The organism is Frateuria soli, assembly GCF_021117385.1.
Classification (GTDB): Bacteria; Pseudomonadota; Gammaproteobacteria; order Xanthomonadales; family Rhodanobacteraceae; genus Frateuria_A; species Frateuria_A soli.
In genome coordinates, this window is the sequence record NZ_CP088252.1 from 778690 (window position 1) to 797012 (window position 18323).

13 protein-coding genes are annotated in these 18323 nt (G+C 68.7%); 7 read left to right on the top strand and 6 right to left on the bottom strand.

The genetic code is table 11. The annotated features are described in order from the left end of the window. Positions 1 to 196 precede the first annotated feature (196 nt). The 6 genes from LQ771_RS03560 to gshB all read right to left on the bottom strand — a co-directional run bounded on the left by LQ771_RS03560 (position 197) and on the right by gshB (position 6003). Positions 197 to 1972, bottom strand: a complete 1776-nt coding sequence (locus tag LQ771_RS03560; protein ID WP_231351011.1) for a hypothetical protein — start codon at positions 1970 to 1972, stop codon at positions 197 to 199. Positions 1973 to 2067: 95 nt separating this feature from the next. Then, entirely contained in the window at positions 2068 to 2994 is a 927-nt protein-coding gene (locus LQ771_RS03565) for an aspartate carbamoyltransferase catalytic subunit (RefSeq protein WP_231351841.1), read from the bottom strand. Positions 2995 to 3048: 54 nt separating this feature from the next. Beyond that, positions 3049 to 3477, bottom strand: a complete 429-nt coding sequence (gene ruvX, locus LQ771_RS03570) for a Holliday junction resolvase RuvX (protein WP_231351012.1) — start codon at positions 3475 to 3477, stop codon at positions 3049 to 3051. Between the two features lie 34 nt (positions 3478 to 3511). Continuing rightward, positions 3512 to 4084 carry a YqgE/AlgH family protein gene (locus tag LQ771_RS03575; RefSeq protein ID WP_231351013.1) on the bottom strand — a complete coding sequence of 191 codons (573 nt, stop codon included), beginning with the start codon at positions 4082 to 4084 and terminating at the stop codon, positions 3512 to 3514. Between the two features lie 93 nt (positions 4085 to 4177). Beyond that, positions 4178 to 5044, bottom strand: coding sequence for a TonB family protein (locus LQ771_RS03580; protein WP_231351014.1), 867 nt, complete (start codon positions 5042 to 5044; stop codon positions 4178 to 4180). Further along, positions 5041 to 6003 (bottom strand): glutathione synthase, encoded by a 963-nt coding sequence (gene gshB, locus LQ771_RS03585; protein ID WP_231351015.1) that lies wholly within the window; start codon positions 6001 to 6003, stop codon positions 5041 to 5043. The genes LQ771_RS03580 and gshB overlap by 4 nt, the downstream gene beginning before the upstream one ends. Positions 6004 to 6381: 378 nt before the next feature. On the opposite strand from gshB, the gene pilG reads away from it, so the two are divergent. The 7 genes from pilG (at position 6382) to LQ771_RS03620 (ending at position 18293) form a co-directional block, all read left to right on the top strand. After that, positions 6382 to 6738, top strand: a complete 357-nt coding sequence (gene pilG, locus LQ771_RS03590; RefSeq protein ID WP_209620096.1) for a twitching motility response regulator PilG — start codon at positions 6382 to 6384, stop codon at positions 6736 to 6738. Positions 6739 to 6774: 36 nt separating this feature from the next. Further along, positions 6775 to 7146: a response regulator gene (locus LQ771_RS03595; protein ID WP_231351016.1), complete on the top strand. Its 372-nt coding sequence runs from the start codon at positions 6775 to 6777 to the stop codon at positions 7144 to 7146. Continuing rightward, positions 7143 to 7688 (top strand): chemotaxis protein CheW, encoded by a 546-nt coding sequence (locus tag LQ771_RS03600; protein ID WP_231351017.1) that lies wholly within the window; start codon positions 7143 to 7145, stop codon positions 7686 to 7688. The genes LQ771_RS03595 and LQ771_RS03600 overlap by 4 nt, the downstream gene beginning before the upstream one ends. Before the next feature lie 121 nt (positions 7689 to 7809). Beyond that, positions 7810 to 9840, top strand: a complete 2031-nt coding sequence (locus LQ771_RS03605; protein WP_231351018.1) for a methyl-accepting chemotaxis protein — start codon at positions 7810 to 7812, stop codon at positions 9838 to 9840. Positions 9841 to 9917: 77 nt separating this feature from the next. Next, positions 9918 to 16010 carry an Hpt domain-containing protein gene (locus LQ771_RS03610; protein WP_231351019.1) on the top strand — a complete coding sequence of 2031 codons (6093 nt, stop codon included), beginning with the start codon at positions 9918 to 9920 and terminating at the stop codon, positions 16008 to 16010. Further along, on the top strand, positions 16003 to 17805 hold the full coding sequence (locus tag LQ771_RS03615) for a chemotaxis protein CheB (RefSeq protein ID WP_231351020.1): 1803 nt from the start codon (positions 16003 to 16005) through the stop codon (positions 17803 to 17805). Before LQ771_RS03610 ends, LQ771_RS03615 begins: the two co-directional genes overlap by 8 nt. Beyond that, positions 17802 to 18293, top strand: coding sequence for a chemotaxis protein CheW (locus tag LQ771_RS03620; RefSeq protein ID WP_231351021.1), 492 nt, complete (start codon positions 17802 to 17804; stop codon positions 18291 to 18293). Before LQ771_RS03615 ends, LQ771_RS03620 begins: the two co-directional genes overlap by 4 nt. Positions 18294 to 18323 lie beyond the last annotated feature (30 nt).

Sequence of the window (18323 nt, forward strand, 5' to 3'; positions counted from 1 at the left end):
GCGTTGTGCCCCAGCCACGTTGTCGTTCAGTGGCAATTACCGTTGTGAACGGCTGGCTGAAAGGGAAATTGCAACGAGGCGAAAGGAGCGTGAGTTGGCCGTTGCCGTGCGGGCGCGGTCGTCCCACGAAAAGATGCCTTGAAAGCAAGCGGGGCACCCATGCAGGCGCCCCGCTTGGCAAGCCTTCCCGTGTCGACTATTTCAGGGTGGTTTGGCTGCTGATCACCAGGCCGCTGCCGTCGACGCGCGCTTGGGCATCCATCGATTCGATACGCGCGGCCTGCGCACGCATCGAATCGAACTGTGCCTTGGTGCGCGCCGCGATGGCCGCCTTGTCGGCCGCGGTTTCTCCACCGGCCGGCTCGTCCTTGCTCAACGCTGCCGCGGCGGACGTCAGGCTGTCCGCCTTCTGCTGCATCAGGTTGACCCAGTCGAGGTACATCTGGCCGCTCAGGTGCAGGCGCAGCATCTGGCCCGGTTTTCCGATCGGCGCCTTGAGTGCGTCGGCCAGCTTGCCGTCTTCACCTGCGCCCAGGCCCAGCGCCAGGCTCTTGGGGCCCATCGCCAACCACGCCGGCTGCCCGAACATGTTGGCAAGCGCAGGCGGCAGCGCCACCGGCTTGCCGTCGGCGGTGAGCTTCAGCTGCGCCAGCGCGGGGGTCATCATCTGCCCCATCGCGAGCAAGCCGGCTGGATTGCTTGTGCCGAGCACCAGCCGTCCGGTGAACTTCGGCATGGCATTGGCCTGGCCGGGCGTGAGGCTGTCCAGCGAGAGGCCCACGCCCAGCAGGTCGCCAAACGGCGGGATGGCGGCCTTCTGCATGCTCTGGCCGAGCTTGGCGAAAGTGTCGTTGAGGTCGGTCAGCGCGGGGCAGGTGAACGGCTTGGCCGCCACCGCATCGGCCTGCGCGCTCCAGAAGGCGCGCACCTGCGCCACCGGCAGGCCCAGGAAGAACTCGAATGGTGAACTGTTCTGCGCGGCGCCGAGCCCGGGCAGGTCCACCTCCAGCCCTGCGAAGGCCTGGGCGATGTCGCTGGCCAGCGAGATGTCCCAGCGCATGTCCTGGTGCCTGGCCTCGAGCCGGGTATAGCCGAAACTCAGTTCCGGCACGCGGCTGGCGATGCGCGCGGCATCGGCCTGGCAACTGGGCGGAATCTGCAGCTGGTTGGCGACCGGCTCGCCGGTCTTGGCCGATTCGGCCTCTGCGCGGGCCTTGAGCAGGGCGTTGAACAGCGGGTCCTTGCCGCTGGCGGCGAGCGGCAGGGCGCGGGTCAGGTCGAGCTCACCCACGGCCCACTTCTCGTAACCCTTGGCCTTGGCCAGCTTGGCCAGGCGGCCGTCGTCCTGCAGGCTCCTGGCCGGGCGATCCAGGCCCAGCGCCTGGCGCAGCAGCGGCTGGGAGGCGTCGGCCGGCAGGATCGCGGCCACCGCCTGCTTGCCGACGACGGCCAGGATCAGCTGGGTGCCCGTGGCGGTCGAGACGTGGCGGCGATAGCTCTGCTTGTCGAGATTGGCGACGTCGAGCTTCTTTCCGTAGGCGGCCTCCAGGCGGCCCACGAAAGCCTCGAATGCGTCGGTGTCGCTGAGCTGGAAGCGCAGCACCGGCGCCAGACCCAGGCCGTAGAGCGCGGAGTAGCCCTTGAGGTCCAGCCCGGCGCCCTGCGCGAAGGTTTCGACCGACTTGCCATCCAGTTCCTTGGCGAAGGCGCGCAGCAGGTTGGCGGTACCCGGGTCCTTTGCCGCCATCTCGTCCGCGGCGGCGCGCATCTGGGCCACTTCCGTCGGCATCTGGGCATCGGCCTGCGCGAACAGCGCGGCGCGGGTGTCGTCGTCGAGCACGTCCAGGTTGGCCGCCACGTAGGGCGTGTCCGCCGGGACGAAGGCCAACGGGGCGTCCTTGTCCTTGTGTCCGCATGCCGCCAGCAGCAGGCCAGCCAAAGCCAGCGCGAGGATGCGCTTCGTCGATCGCATGATTCGGTTCCCTGAAAAAGAAAAAGGCGCGGCCATTATGCCGCGCCCTCGGGGCAGGCTGCCTGTGCCTGCAGTCGGGGGATGGACGCCTGCGCTCAGCGCGCGAGCAGTTCGCCCAGCACCGCCATGCGCACGAACACGCCGTTGCCGACCTGTTCGAGGATTTTCGACTGGGCCCCGTCGGCCACGTCCGAGGCGATCTCCACGCCGCGGTTGATCGGGCCAGGGTGCATGACCAGGCAGCCCTTGGCGGCCAGCCCCAGCCGGCGGGTGTCCAGGCCGTAGCGGGCGAAGTAGGCTGCCTCGTCGGGAAGTTCGGTGGCGCTCATGCGCTCCTTCTGCAGGCGCAGCATGATCGCCACGTCGGCGCCGGCGATGGCTTCGTCGAAATCCCCGACGAACACGCAGCGCGGGAACTCCTCCTGCGTGGGCATCAGCGGCGCTGGGCCGCACAGGCGGATCTCGCGCACACCCATGGCGGTAAGCGCATGCACGTCCGATCGCGCCACGCGCGAGTGCTTGATGTCGCCGCAGATCACCACCGCCAGGTTCTCGAAATCCGGGCGGTGCTCGCGGATGGTCATCACGTCGAGCAGGCCCTGGGTGGGATGGGCGCGGTTGCCGTCCCCGGCGTTGATCACCGACACCCCGCTCATCGCATGGCGCACCAGTTCCTCCGGCGTGCCGGAGACCTTGTGGCGAACCACGATGGCATCCAGGTGCATCGCCTCCAGCGTATGCAGCGTGTCGAACAGCTCCTCGCCCTTGGCCGTCGAGGAGAAGCCGATGTCGAAGTTGACCACGTCCGCGCCGAGCCGGCGGGCGGCCAGTTCGAACGAGGTGCGCGTGCGCGTGGACGGCTCGAAGAACAGGTTGAGCACGGTCCGCCCGTTGAGCAGGTCCAGCTTGCGGGTGCCGTGGGCGCATGCGTCCCGCATCGACAGCGCGCGGTCGAGCAGGCGCTCGATGCAGGCGCGCGGCAGGCTTTCCAGTGTGGTCAGGTGGCGCAGGCGGGTGTTCATGGCGTGCGGTTCGAAGGCGCGGGAAGGAATGAACATGCGATGGCCTGGCTCAGGCTAGTGGGAGGCGGAGGCGGCAAGCCAGCGTTCGAGGATGACGGCGGCGGCTTCCGCGTCGATGGCGGCGGCATCGCTGCGGCGCTTCGTGCCGGCAGCGCGTGCCTCGGCGAAGCGCTGCGCGGCTTCCTGCGAGCTGTGCTGCTCGTCCACCAGTGCGACCGGCGCCCGGTAGCGCTCGCGCAGGTGTTCGGCGAAACGGCGGGCAAGCCGGGTGGCTGGCTGGAGGGTGCCGTCCAGTGCCAGCGGCAGGCCCACGATCAACGTGTCCGGCTGCCATTGCCGGTGCAGTTCGTCCAGTTTCGCCCAGTCCGGACCATTGTCACGGACGGGCACCACGGCCAGCGCGCGGGCGCTTGCCGTGATCGTGTTGCCGACCGCCACGCCGATCAGTTTGCTGCCGACGTCGAAGCCCAGCACGCAACTCATGCGCGCCGCACCAAGGGATCGTTCGCCCCGGTGTTCACGCGTGGCCCGCGTAGCCGGGAAGCTGCAGCGGATCGACGCCGACCAGGCCGGCGGCCGCGCTCCAGCGCTCTTCCAGCGGCGTGTGGAACATCACCCGCTCACTGGCCTCGACCGTGAGCCAGCTGTTGTCCTTCAGTTCCTGCTCCAGCTGGCCGGCGCTCCAGCCGGCGTAGCCCAGCGCCATCAGCGCGTCCTGCGGACCTTCGCCGGCGGCCATCGCGACCAGGATGTCGCGCGAGGTGGTCACCGACCACTCGTCGTTGATGCGGTAGCTCGATTCCCAGTGCCCGTGCTCGCGGTGCAGCACGAAGCCGCGCTCCTGCTGCACCGGCCCCCCGATCAGCACCGGCCGGTCGGCCAGTTCCAGATCGCTGCAATCGAGCTTGAGCTGCGCCAGCACGTCGCCGAGCCGGTATTCGGACAGCCGGTTGACCAGCAGTCCCACCGCGCCGTCCTCGTCGTGCTGGCACAGGAAAGCCACGCTGCGGGAAAAGGGCGGCTCGGCCAGGCTCGGCATGGCGATCAGGAAATGTCCGGCGAGGGTCTGCGGGGAGGGGACGGCGCTCATGCGGCCATTGTAATGCGGGGGCGGGTATCCGTTGTAGCGCGCGTGATGTGAAGCGCCCGCGTTGGGAACCCCGGGGCGCCGGCTTGCCGCGCTTCAGCGATGGCGCAACGTGTCGTCCGCGCCGAATTCCCACACCCGGTCGATGTAGAGGATGGTGGTGCCCTGCTTGTCCTGCGGCCACGGCGGAAACGGTGCCGAGAGATGCACGATGCGCTTGGCCGCGTTGTCCAGCACGGGCGAGCCCGAGCTTCGGATGATCTGGATCTCGGCGATGCTGCCGTCGCGGTTCAACCCCACGCTGACTTCGAGATCGCCGTGGATGTGCTGCCGCCTGGCCTCGTCGGGGTAATTGAGGTTGCCGATGCGCTCGACCCGCTTGAACCAGCCGTGCAGGTAGGCAGCGTACATGCCTTCGGCCGTGTTGGCGGACAGGAACTTCTTCACCGGCCGCTTGGCGTACCGCTGGATCTTGCGATCCCGTTCGGCGGTCAGGCGGGCCGCTTCCTGCCGCAGCCGCTCGAGCTCGGAAGGCGGCTGGTCGGTTTCCGGACGAGCCTTGCTGGCCGTGTCGCTCGCCACCTTGTGCCTGCTGTTGCCGGTGGTCGTGACCAGGCGGTCCGGCGTGGCCTCCTGGGCCTGAAGGTGCTGCTCCTGCCGGGGCACGGGAGCGACGCCGTTGCCCGGGACCGGCAGCAGGCCCGACAACCGCTCGGTGGGACGACCGACCTCGTCGCTGTTGCCGCCGCCGCGGTTGTTTGCCTGGGCGAGAAAATCGGCCTTGTCCGGCACCTCGCGGTTGGCGACGTCGACCAGCGTCACGTCCAGCGTCGGCAGGCTCGGTTTGGGCTTGGCGAAATGAAACGTCAGGCCGAGCACCAGCACGCCGTGCAGCAACAGCGAGAACAGGAAGGTCGCCCCGATCGGATCCGGGGTGTCGGGGCGGCGGACGGTGGCACTCACGCGGGGGCGTTCTCGATCGCGTCGAACAGCATTCCGGCGATATTAAGCCCGAACTGCGCGTCCAGTTCGCGCACACAGGTCGGGGATGTGACGTTGATCTCGGTGAGGTAGTCGCCGATCACGTCCAGGCCCACGAAACGCAGGCCGCGGCGGCGCAGTTCGGGACCCACCTGCGCGGCGATCCAGCGGTCGCGCTCGCTGAGCGGCACGCCCTCGCCGCGTCCCCCGGCGGCCAGGTTGCCGCGGAACTCGTCGCCTTGCGGAATGCGCGCCAGCGCGTAGGGCACCGGTTCGCCGTCGATCAGCAGGACACGCTTGTCGCCGGCGCTGATCTGCGGAATGAATTTCTGGGCGACCGTGAACTGGCGGCCCGTGCCGTGCGAATCTCCGCCGACCAGCGTTTCGAGCATCGAGTTGAGGTTGGGGTCGCCTGCCTTGACGCGGAAGATGCCACGCCCGCCCATGCCATCCAGCGGCTTGAGCACGACCTCGCCGTGTTCGGCGACGAAGCGGCGCAGCTCCGCCGGATCGCGCGCTACCAGCGTGGGCGCCATGCACTGCGGGAAATGCAGCGCGAAGACCTTCTCGTTGCAGTCGCGGAGCGCGCGCGGATCGTTGACGACCCGGACACCCTCGCGCTGGGCCGCCTCGAGCACCATGGTGTCGTAGATGAACTGGCTGTCGACCGGCGGATCCTTCCGCATCAGGACCAGGTCGATCCCCCGCAGTTCGCGCCACTCGTGCTGGCCCAGCTCGTACCAGCTTTCGGGATCGTCGCGGACCGAAAGCGGAGCCAGGCGGGCGTGGGCGACGCCGTCGCGCAGCGCCAGGTCGCCCTGTTCCATGTAGTAGACCGCGTGCCCGCGGCGCTGCGCTTCCAGCAGCATGGCGAAGGTGGTGTCCTTGGCGATCTTGATGGCGCGGATGGGGTCCATCAGCACGGCAACCGAAAGCGGCATGAAACATGCTCCATGGGTAGGTAAAGTGCGCAGCCGCAGGAGGCGGGCGGCGTGCGCGGAAGTCGGGATGGTCGCCGAGGGGGCGCAAAGCGGCAAGTTCTGACGCGTTCGCTCAAGAACTGACGCGTTTGCCGATACTACCCATCAGCCGGCGCCACGCCTTGATTTTTGCTTGACGCCGCTGCGGTCAGGCGGTAAACAGCAACGCATTGAGTGCGTTGCCGGCAATCGGAACGCAACCACAGAACAAGTTGCGGTTTTTCTGCACACTGGTCGGCATCCGACCGGCCTGTGTGCCTTACCTGAGCCTCGGGCGGGCACCAGGGGGGTTGAGTGAACTTGAATACGAGCGACAACGGCTTGTCCGGTCTGAAGGTCATGGTGATCGATGACTCCAAGACCATCCGGCGCACGGCCGAAACCTTGCTCAAGAAGGAAGGTTGCGAGGTGCTCACGGCGGTCGATGGCTTCGAGGCGCTGGCAAAGATCTCCGACCAGAAGCCGGCCATCATCTTCGTCGACATCATGATGCCGCGCCTGGACGGCTACCAGACCTGCGCGCTGATCAAGAACAATCCGCAGTTCCGCGCCACGCCGGTGATCATGCTGAGCTCGAAGGACGGCCTTTTCGACAAGGCCCGCGGCCGCATCGTCGGCGCCGAGCAATACCTGACCAAGCCGTTCACCCGCGACGAACTGCTTGGCGCCATCCATCGTCACGTCAGCACGGTCTGAAAAGCCACTGACTGCAGCGTCTTATAGGGGAGACCTGTGGCAAAGATTCTCATCATCGACGACTCGCCGACCGACGTGCGCGTGTTCACCACGCTGCTCGAGAAGGCCGGCTACGCGGTCGCCGCCGTCAGTACCGCCGAGGAAGGCATCGAGCGCGTCCGCGCCGATCTGCCGGACCTGGTCATCATGGACGTCATCATGCCCGGCATGAACGGCTTCCAGGCTACCCGCACGCTCACCCGCGACCCGGCCACGTCCAACGTGCCGATCGTGATGATCACCACCAAGTCCATGGAAACCGACCGCGTCTGGGGCCTGCGCCAGGGCGCGCGCGCGTTCATCACCAAGCCGGTCAACGAGAAGGAACTGCTGACCTGCATCAACGACCTGTTGCCGAGCGCGGCATGAGCGAGAGCGCGAACCTCACGCCGTTCGAGCTGCTGGCGCGTTACGAGCGCCTGTCGCTGGCGCACGCCCAGGACGTGCAGGACCGGATGGAAGCTCCCGGCCTTTGGCGTGGCATCGGTTATCGCGTCGGTTCGCGGCTGTTCGTCAGCGCGATCGACGAGATCAACGAACTGCTCGCGGTGCCCGTGTTGACCCCGGTGCCGCTGACCCAGCCCTGGCTGATGGGCGTGGCGAACGTGCGCGGCAATCTGGTGCCGGTGATCGATTTCAGCCGTTTCCTGTTCGGCGAGCGCACCCAGCCGACCGAGCGCACGCGCCTGCTGATCGTGCGCCAGGGCGGCGGCAGCGTCGCGCTGATGGTCGACGAGGTGTTCGGCCAGCGCACGGTGGACGAGGAACAGCGCCGCCAGGCCATTGCCGAGGAGGACCCGCGGCTGACCCGCTTCGTCGGCGAGCGCGTGGCTGTGGGCGAGCAGCGGTTGGGCGTGTTCAGCATGAACCGGCTGGTGCGAGCGCCGGATTTCCGCCAGGCCGCGGCCTGACGCGAAGCGGTATGTGTAGGGCCGGTGCCATGCGTGGCCGGATACCAGGGGCGAGAGGTTCCGCCCGCGTCGCGCGGTCGAAGCGCGGCCCGGCGGGATGGAAGACGGACGAGGTGTAACGATGAGCACTACAGGGGGCATCGGCAAGGAACGGGGCTATACGGGCCTCATCGTCCTGCTGCTGATCGCGATCGGTTTCGCGGCGCTGGACTTCTTCCTGCTGAACCAGAAGAACGGCGAGGACCGCCAGGCCAGCGCGCTGACCACGCAGATCCAGGTGCTGTCGCAGCAGACCGCCAAGTACGCCCTCGAGGCCGCCGACGGCAACGTCGACTCCTTCAAGGAGCTGGAGAGCACCCGCAACGCGATCGACGCGGCGGTGCAGAAGCTTGCCAAGGGTGATCCCAAGGGCGGCATGGAGGCCTACGGCGACAACAACGCGACCCCGGCAGGCCGCAGCGTGACCGCGCTGGTCAACGCCTGGGGCCAGCTCGACGGCGACATCAGGAAAATCCTGTCCAACAAGGGCGTGGTGCTCGATTCGGCGCAGCGCGCCGACAAGCTCTCGCAGCAGATGCCGCTGCTCAACTCGAGCATGGACCAGGTCACCAACATCCTGCAGCAGCGCAACGGCAGTGCCGAGCAGATGCTGGGCTCGTCGCGCCAGATGCTGCTCGCCGACCGCATGGTCCGTCGCGTGCAGGAGGTGCTGCAGGGCGGCGATTCCGCGCAGGCCGCGGCCGATGGCCTGGCCCGCGACGCGCAGTTGTACGGCACCGTGCTCAAGGGCCTGACCGACGGCAACCCGGATGCCGGCGTCAAGGCGATGGGCGACGCGAATGCGCGCAAGATCCTCACCGACATGCAGGAAAACTGGGCCGCGCTGGCCGAGCCGATCGCGAAGCTGGTGTCCGCCGCGGCGCCGATCGCCGACGTGAAGAACGCAGGTAACCAGGCGTCGCTGGATTCGCAGAACGTGCTGCTGCGCGCGAACGAACTCTCCGACCAGATCGGCAAGCTGCCGTACCGCCGCCTGTTCCCGAACGTGTGGTGGGGCGTGCTCGGTGCCGCCGGCGCGGTGGCCTTCGCGCTGCTGCTGGTGGTCACGCTGGTGCGCGACCAGCGCAAGCGCTTCCAGGATTCCACCGAGCTGAACCAGCGCAACCAGGAGGCGATCATGCGCCTGCTGGACGAAATGGGCTCGCTCGCGGAAGGCGACCTCACGGTCAAGACCACGGTGTCGGAGGACATCACCGGCGCGATCGCCGACTCGGTGAACTACGCCATCGACGAGCTGCGCACCCTGGTGACCACGATCAACGAGACCTCCGAGCAAGTGTCCTCGTCGGCGCAGGAAACCCAGACCACCGCACGCCACCTGGCCGATGCGGCGCAGAGCCAGGCCGCGCGGATTTCCACGGCGACCTCGGCGATCAACCAGATCGCCAGCCTGATGGACAACGTGTCCAAGGACTCGGCCGAATCGGCCGACGTGGCCGAACGCTCGGTGCAGATCGCCTCGCGCGGTGCCGAAGTGGTGCGCGAAACGATCTCGGGCATGGACTCGATCCGCGACCAGATCCAGGAAACCTCCAAGCGCATCAAGCGCCTGGGCGAGTCCTCGCAGGAAATCGGCTCGATCGTGGAACTGATCAACGACATTGCCGAGCAGACCAACATCCTGGCATTGAACGCGGCCATCCAGGCGGCCTCGGCCGGTGAGGCGGGCCGCGGTTTCGCGGTGGTGGCGGACGAAGTGCAGCGCCTGGCGGAGCGCTCCGCCAGCGCGACCAAGCGAATCGAAACGCTGGTGCAGACCATTCAGTCGGACACCAACGAGGCGGTCAGCTCGATGGAGCAGACCACCTCCGAGGTGGTCGCCGGTGCACGCCTGGCCGAGGACGCCGGCAGCGCGCTGGGCGACATCGAACGCGTCTCGCACGACCTGTCGGCGCTGATTCAGAACATCTCCACCGCGGCGCGTCAGCAGTCCGCGGCGGCGACCGACATTTCGCAGTCGATGAACGCGATCCAGGAAATCACTTCGCAGACCTCGCAGGGCGCGAGCCAGACGGCCGACTCGATCGGCTACCTGGCGCAGCTGGCCAGCGACCTGCGGCGTTCGGTGGCGCACTTCAAGCTGCCGGGTTGATCAACGTTTACCGACAGAGGGCAACCTCGAACGGTTGCGCGATGCGCGTGTAGCGCGCAGCCGCTCAAGAGGGGCGCATGAGACTTCAAGACCACATCGATTTCACCACCCTGCAGTGGGTCAAGCCGGAGCTCGACGAGACCCTGGCACGGGCCCGCGAGGCGCTGGAGTCCTACGTAGAGAATCCGGGCAAGCGCGAAGTCATGCGCGCGTGCGTGGATCATCTGCACCAGGTGCAGGGCACGCTGCGCATGGTCGAGCTCTACGGCGCGGCGATGGTCGCCGAGGAGATGGAGACCCTCGCCATCTGCCTGCTGGAAGACCACATCCGCCAGCGCGACGACGCCTTCGGCGCGCTGATGCGCGGCCTGATGCAACTGCCCGATTACCTCGAGCGCCTGTCCGGTGGCCACCGCGACGTGCCGGTGGTGCTGCTGCCGCTGCTCAACGACCTGCGCACCAGCCGCGACCAGCAGGCGTTGTCCGAGGCGGCACTGTTCAGTCCGAACCTGGAGCAGGCCCTGCCGGTGCAGGCGCCCGGCGCCCAGGGCGAGGTCGACGTGGCGGCACAGCGCAGCGCGATCACCGCCCTGCGACTGCGTTTCCAGCAGCAGTTGCTGGCCTGGTTCCGTGGCCAGAACGCGCCGCAGCAGCTGGTCGGCATGCGCGAGACGCTGCTGGGTATCGCCGGGCGCTGCTGGACCGTCCCGGGCCGCCGCCTGTGGTGGATCGCCGCCGGCGTGCTGGAGGGCCTGGAGCAGGGCATGCTCAAGAGCCATGCCGCCGAGATCCGCCAGCTGATCGGCAAGGTCGACCGCAATATCCGCCAACTGGTCGAGCAGGGTGAAGCCAGCCTGCGTGGCGGCGATGCCGACGAGCTTGCCGGCAAGCTGCTCTACATCGTGGCGCAGGCGCGCCAGGCCAGCCCGCAGATGGCGCTGCTGAAGCAGACCTATCGCCTGGACAGCCTGCTGCCCGACGCCGCGGAACTGGAGCACGCGCGCGGCTCGATGTCCGGCCACAACCGCGCCCTGCTCGACTCGGTGTCCAAGGCACTGAAGGAAGACCTGCTGCGCGTGAAGGAAGCGCTCGACCTGTTCCTGCGCCAGAGCGACGGAGACCCGGCGCAGCTCGCTGCGCAGGGCGAGGTGCTCGAGCGCGTGGGCGACACGCTGGGCATGCTGGCGCTGGCCGTACCGCGTCGCGTGGTCAATGAACAGCGTCGCGTGCTGGAAGAGATCGTGCACAAGGTGCGTACGCCGGACGAGGGCGTGCTGCTCGACGTCGCCGGCGCGCTGCTGTACGTCGAATCCTCGCTGGACGACCACATCGAAAGCCTGGGCGCCGAAGATGGCCTGGCCGGCGAGGCGCTGCCCGCCGAGGGCGAGGCCGTGCCCGCGCTGCCGCGCAGCGAGGCGCGCAGCATCCTCGCCTCGCTGATGCAGGAGGCGATCGCCAACACCGCCAGGGTGAAGGACGCCATCGTCGCTTTCGTCGAGGCCGGCTGGGACCTGGCCCAACTCAATGGCACTCCGGCGTTGATGGACGAAGTGGCCGGCGCCATGCGCATGCTGTCCGCGCCGCGTCCGTCCGAGTTGGCCGAAGGCATCGGCCGCTTCATCGGCAACGAGATGCTGGTTGACCGGCGGGTGCCGGGCAGCGCACAGATGGATCACCTGGCCGATGCCCTGGCCGCGCTGGAGTACTACCTGGAGGCCGCCCGCGAGCACCGCGGCGGACTGGAGCACATCCTGGACGTGGCCGAGCACAGCCTGGGGTCGCTCGGCTACTGGCCGTTGCCCGCGGCGCGCGCGGCGGAGGTCTACGAAACGCCGGCGCCGGCGCCCACGCCCGCCGTGGCCGACGAGCCCTCCGAACCGTCGTTGTCCGAACCGGTCAGCCTGGCCACCGGCGATGGCCTGGACGACCTGATGATCGGCAGCAGCGAACCGCTGCAGCCTGGCGCGCACGAACTGGCCGGGCTGCGTCTGGCGCAGACCGAATCGCTCAACGTCGAGCCGGGTGCCGGCGAAGAGGGCGACTGGGTCGAGATCGAGGAAGAAGTCCTCGAGGAAGTGCCGGTCGCCGACGCCCTGGCCGGCAACGCCGGCTTCCAGATCGGCACCGAAGGCATCGACGACGACATTCGCGAGATCTTCCTGGAGGAGATGCAGGAGGAAATCGACAACCTGCGCAACGCCGAGCAGGCGTGGCTGGCCGATCCGGCGCAACTGGCCGCGATCACGCCGATCCGCCGCTCCTTCCACACGCTCAAGGGCTCCGGCCGCCTGGTCGGTGCCAGCGTGCTGGGCGAATTCGCATGGAAGGTCGAGAACATGCTCAACCGCGTGCTGGATGCCACCATCCAGCCGCACGATGGCGTACAGGCCCTGGTCCACGCCGCCATCGACGCGCTGCCGCAGTTGCTCGTCGCCCTCAAGGGTGAGGGCACGCCAAGCGCGCCGCTGGCCGCGATCATGGCCACGGCCGATCGCCTGGCCGCCGGCGAAATGGCCCGGATCAGCGACCACGCGCCGGTCGGTACGCAAACCGTGCGCCGCGTGGTGCGTCGCCGCGTGCCGCGGCTGGATGCGGCGGTGGATGCCGTGCCGGTCGCCGTCCACACCGACCACACCGCAGCCGCGGACGTGCCTTCGGCGCCGGTCGAAGCGATCGCGCTGCCGGTGATGCCGCCGGTCGACCCGGTGCTGCTCGAAATCCTGCGCAGCGAAGTTGCGCAGTATCTGCAGGCGATCCGTGCCGCGCTCGCCCGCGCCGATGGCGAACTGCGTGTGGACGATGCCCTGCTGCGCGCGGTGCACACGCTGCACGGCGCCATCGCGATGGTGGACATCCCGCTGCTGACCCAGCTGCTCTCGCCGCTGGAAAGCCTGCTCAAGCGCCTGCGCGCGGCCAGCCAGCCGCTGTCGGAAGAAGGCACCCGCCTGCTTGCGCAGTCGGCCGACGTGGTCGACCACGTGATGGCGCAGTTCGACGTGGCCGAGCCGCAACTGCCGTCCGTGGACGCGCTTACCGCGCGCCTGATCGAGCTTCGCGACAGCCAGCCGGAGCCGAAGGTCGCGCACGTGCTGTTCGACCCGCACGCGGAAGATCTGTCTGCCGAACTTCCCGAAGACGCCGCCGTCGCCGCGGCGCTCGATGCGGGCCTGGACGACGTGCTGGGCGATCCGGTGGCGACCGATACGACCTACGCGGATCAGGCCCCGGCCGGGCACGACGAACATGACGAGTACGCGGGCGAACTGCTTGCCGCGCTCGACGCATTCGACCTGGAAACCGCCGGCGCAAGCGGTTCGGTCGAGAGTCCGGCAATCGATGCCGGCCAGGCGGACGACGAACAGAGCCTGGCTGCGCTGCTGGACAGCCTGTTGAACGAGCCGGCCGATGGCCAGTCGCTTGTGACGTTGGATGCCGGCGCAAAGGACGAGGGCGAGGCCGGACTGGGCGAAGTGACGGAACTGTCGCTGGAGTCCGATGCGCAAGGGCTGGAACCGGAGGCATCGGTCGAGGCGGTCGACGAACTGGATGCCGCCACGCTGTTGCCCGAACCGCTTGAGGTGTCGCAGGAGCCGGTCGAAGCGGAGGTTGCCTCCGCGCACGAGGAAGCCTTCGAGGCCGAGGAGTCCATGTCGGCCGAGGCCACGGAAGAAGTCGCCGACGAGGTTCCGGACGCACCGGTCGCTGCCGACATCGAAGCAAGCCAGACCATCGATAATCCGACCGCGGCCGCGTTCGAACCGTTCGTGCCGGTCGCCATCGACAACGCGCCGGCGCAACCGTGGATTGGCCAGATCGATCCGGACCTGCTGGAGATCTTCACCGAGGAAGCGAACGAGCTGCTCGACCATGCCGACGGCCTGCTGGCCGAATGGCGTGCCGAGCCCGCCGAGACGTCGCACGCCACCGGCCTTCAGCGCGATCTGCACACCCTCAAGGGCGGCGCCCGCATCGCCGGGCTGGTGCCGGTGGGCGACCTGACCCATGCCATCGAGACGCTGCTGGAGAAGCCGGTCGCCGAGCGCGACACCGCGCAGCTCATCGGTGCGCTCGAGGCGGGCTTCGATACTCTGCATTCGCTGGTCAAGCGGGTTTCGCAGGGCCAGCCGATCGAGTATCCGCAGGCCCTGATCGAGCGCCTGCTCGCGTTGGCGGGCGAGGAAGCCCTGGCCAACGAAGGCCACGACGCCGCGCCCGCCACGACGCCGTCGGCCCGTCTGCCGTCCGCGCCGTTGCCGGAGCTGCTGCCCGAGCTGCTGCCCGAGCGCGAAGACGAGGAAGTCCGCTCCACCCAGGAGCAGATCCGCGTCCGCGCGGAACTGCTCGACAACCTGGTGAACCACGCCGGCGAGGTTGCGATCTACCGCTCGCGCCTGGAGCAGCAGGTCGCCGGCTACCGCTTCAACCTGGTCGAGCTCGACCAGACCGTGCAGCGCCTGCGCAGCCAGCTGCGCATGCTAGAGATCGAGACCGAGGCGCAGATCATCGCGCGCTTCCAGCGCGAGCATCGCGAGGCCGGCATCGGCGTGTTCGATCCGCTCGAACTCGACCGCTTCTCGCAGTTGCAGCAGTACTCGCGTGCGCTGGCCGAGTCGGTGTCCGACCTTGTTTCGATCCAGAACATGCTGGACGAACTCACCCGCCAGTCCGAGACCCTGCTGATCCAGCAGTCGCGCGTCAGCGCCGAATTGCAGGATGGCCTCTTGCGCACCCGCATGCTGCCGTTCGACACGATGGTGCCGAACCTGCGCCGCACGCTTCGCCAGGCCGCGCAGGAAGAAGGCAAGAGCGCCCAGCTGTACGTGGAGGGCGCGCACGGCGAAATGGACCGCAACCTGCTCGACCGCATCAAGGCGCCGTTCGAGCACATGCTGCGCAACGCCATCGCGCACGGTATCGAGTCGCCCGCCGACCGCCGCAAGGCGGGCAAGCCGACCGAGGGTGCGGTCCGCATCCGCGTGGCCCGCGAGGCCACCGAGGTGGTGGTTCGCGTCAGCGACGATGGCCGCGGCCTGGACCGCGAGGCGATCCGCGCCCGCGCGATCGAGCGTGGCCTGCTTCGCGCCGATTCGCGTCCCAGCGAAGACCAGTTGCTCAGCCTGATCACCCAGACCGGCTTCTCGACCGCCAGCCACGTCACCCAGCTCGCCGGGCGCGGCGTCGGCATGGACGTGGTCGCCAACGAGATCAAGCAGCTCGGCGGTTCGCTGGCGATCGAGTCGCAGCAGGGCCAGGGCACCACCTTCATCCTGCGCCTGCCGTTCACCCTCGCGGTGACCCAGGCCATCGTGGTGCGCATCGGCGAGGCGACCTTCGCCATCCCGATGACCTCGGTGCAGGGCGTGGCCCGGATCAACCCCGACGACCTTGCCGCACGCCTGGGCGAGGAACGCCCGACGTTCGAGTACAACGGCGATGCCTACGGCATCCACGACCTGGCCGATCTGCTCGGCCTGCAACCCAACCCGGTGATCGAGGAAGAGCAGCTGCCGCTGCTGCTGACCCGCGCCGGCGACCTGCGCGCGGCGATCCGGATCGACGCGGTGATCGGCTCGCGCGAGATCGTGGTCAAGTCGGTCGGTCCGCAGGTCAGCTCGGTGCCGGGCGTGCTCGGCGCGACCATCATGGGCGACGGCTCGGTGCTGATCATTCTCGACCTGCCGCCGCTGGTCCGCCACGGCATCGCCCGTCGCGAGCAGCGCCTGGCCGACGGCCTGAGCGCCGTGGCCTCGCCGTTGATCGAAGAGCAGCGCGCCAAGCCGCTGGTGATGGTGGTCGACGACTCGATCACCATGCGCAAGGTCACCGGCCGCGTGCTGGAGCGCCACGACTACGAGGTGTTTACCGCGAAGGATGGCGTCGACGCGCTGGAGAAGCTGCACGACCGCGTGCCGGACATGATGCTGCTCGACATCGAGATGCCGCGCATGGACGGCTACGAGCTGGCCACGCAGATGAAGGCGGACCCGCGCCTGCGCGATGTGCCGATCATCATGATCACCTCGCGCACCGGTGACAAACACCGCCAGCGCGCGTTCGACATCGGCGTCGACCGCTACCTCGGCAAGCCCTACCAGGAAGCCGAGCTGCTGGGGCAGATCGCCGAAGTGCTGGAGCAGCGCGCGATGGTGACGGAGGCTGTCCATGGCTGAGGCGGCACCGGCAGTCGCGCTGCTGTTCGACGAGGCGGGCCTGGGTGAGCAGTTGCGCAACGCCCTGCACGAACGCGGCGCGCGGATCGTGCACGAGGGACCACTCCAGGGCCTCAGCCGCGAGCTGCTGTCCTCGATCGGCGCCGACGTGCTGGTGCTCAACCTCGACGACGAGGACGACAGTGCGCTGGACCGGCTGGACGAGGCCCTGGAAGGCGATCGCCCGCGCGTGGTCTTCAACGATGCCCAGTCCAGCCGCCGTCTGGAGGGCTGGGATCGGGCACGCTGGGCACGCCACCTGGCGATGAAAGTGCTGGCGATCGGTGATGCCGACCCGCCGCGCCCACCCGCCCCGGCGGAAGTCGTGCCCGAAAGCCCCGCCGCGCTCGTCGCCGAGCCGGTGGTGGACGATCGTGCCAGCGGCCTCGACGAGGGGCCCCATGTGGACGAGGAAGCGCGCCAGGCGGCCGTATCCGAAACCCTGGCGGCCGAGCTGGAAGCCCTGCTTGCTTCCGATGCCCAGGCGCCGGAGGCCGACGATTTTGGTTCCGGTCTCAACTACGAGGCCGGTGAGGGCGTGGACTTGCACGATGGCAGCTTCGGGGCCGCCATCGACACCGAAACCTTGGCCGCCGACGAGGACGCCCCCACGGTGCCGGCCATGGAGATCGAGGCGGTTGCCGAGGCCGGCTCGTCGGTCGCGCTCGAGCTTGCATCCATCGACGACGCAGAGCCTGACGCGACGGCCACGGCTGAACCCGGTTCCCTCGCGCAAGCGCCGGCGCACGCTTCATTCCAGCTCGACCACCTGGAACTGGCGCCGATCGGGGACGAAGCGGCGCCCGCCGTCGTCCGCGCAGCGGCCGCGCCGGTCGCTACGGTACGTCTTTCCGACAACTGGACACTGCTCGACGACGAAGCACCCGCGACCACGCCGGCGATCGCGCCCGACCAGCCGGCCGCGGCCAGTTTCGGCATCGAGAAAATCAGCGCGGCGGACTATCTCGCACCGGAGACCGGGCCCACCGGCGAGCCGGTCAGCCCGGGCGAGTTCGGCATCGAGAAAGTCAGTGCCGCCGACTATCTCGCCCCGGAGGCCGACGATGGCGCTTCGCCGGTGCTTCCCGGCCTGAGCCTGGAACTGGTTTCGATGGAGGAGGCGATCGCCCCGCAGCATTTCGCCTCTTCGCACGAGATGGCGCCCGAGACACCGGTCAGCCTGCTGAAGCAGTTGGTGGTGGTCGGCGCCACCACCGAAAGCACCGCTTCGGTCGGCGAGTTTCTCGCCGCGTTGCCGGCTGGCCTGCGCGCCACCGTGCTGCATACCCAGCATCTGGCCGGTCGCCCGGCGGATGGCCTGGTCGAGTACTTCGCCTCCCAGTGCGCGCTGCCGGTGCGCCTGGCCGAGTCGGGCCTGCGGGCTGGCCCGGGCGAGGTGATCGTGGTGCCTTCCGACCGCCAGGTGACCCTGCGTCGCGACGGCTCGATCCAGCTTCAGCCGGTCGAGGCAGGCGCGGCACATGCGCCGTCCATCGATGCCAGCTTCTCCCAGGCCGCCGAGGCCTTCGGCGACGACCTGATCGCCATCGTGTTCGCCGGCCGCTCCACCGATGCGGTCGCCGGTTGCCAGGCCGTGCACGATTGCGGCGGCCAGGTCTGGGTCGAAGCCAGCGGCGGGGCGCACGCGTCCGATATGGTCAGCGGTGTGCTGGCCGAGAACCTGTCACATCATGCCGGCACGCCGCGCGAACTGGCGGCGCGCCTGGCCGAGCACTCTCCGGAAGGTCAGCCATGAGCGAACAACCCCTGCCGCGCGAAATCCGCTGCGTCCTCGTGCCGGTGGGCCAGCTGCGCCTGTTGCTGCCCAATGCGACCGTCGCCGAAGTGATCACCCTGCCGACTCCCGAGCCGGTCGAGGGCGCTCCCGACTGGCTGCTTGGCCGCATCGCCTGGCGCGGCTGGCGCGTGCCGCTGGTGTCTTTCACCAAGCTTGCCGGTGCGCCCGAGGGCGATGCCGACCTGGCCGTCCGCGTGGCAGTGCTCAAGGCCCTGGGCAACAACGCCAGGCTGCCGTTCGTCGCGGTGCTGACGCAGGGCTTCCCCCGCCTGACCACGCTCAACGCGGAGCTGATCATTCCCACCCACGACGGCGCGCCGCTGCCGCCTGGCGTAAAGGCGCAGGTGCTGGTTCGCGACGACATCGCGGTCATCCCGGACCTTGAGGGCATCGAGGGGGAACTGGCCACGCTGCTCAGCCTGGACGAGCAGGCCGGCGCCGCCTGAGCGGCCGCGCCAGGCAGGCCGGATAGCCGC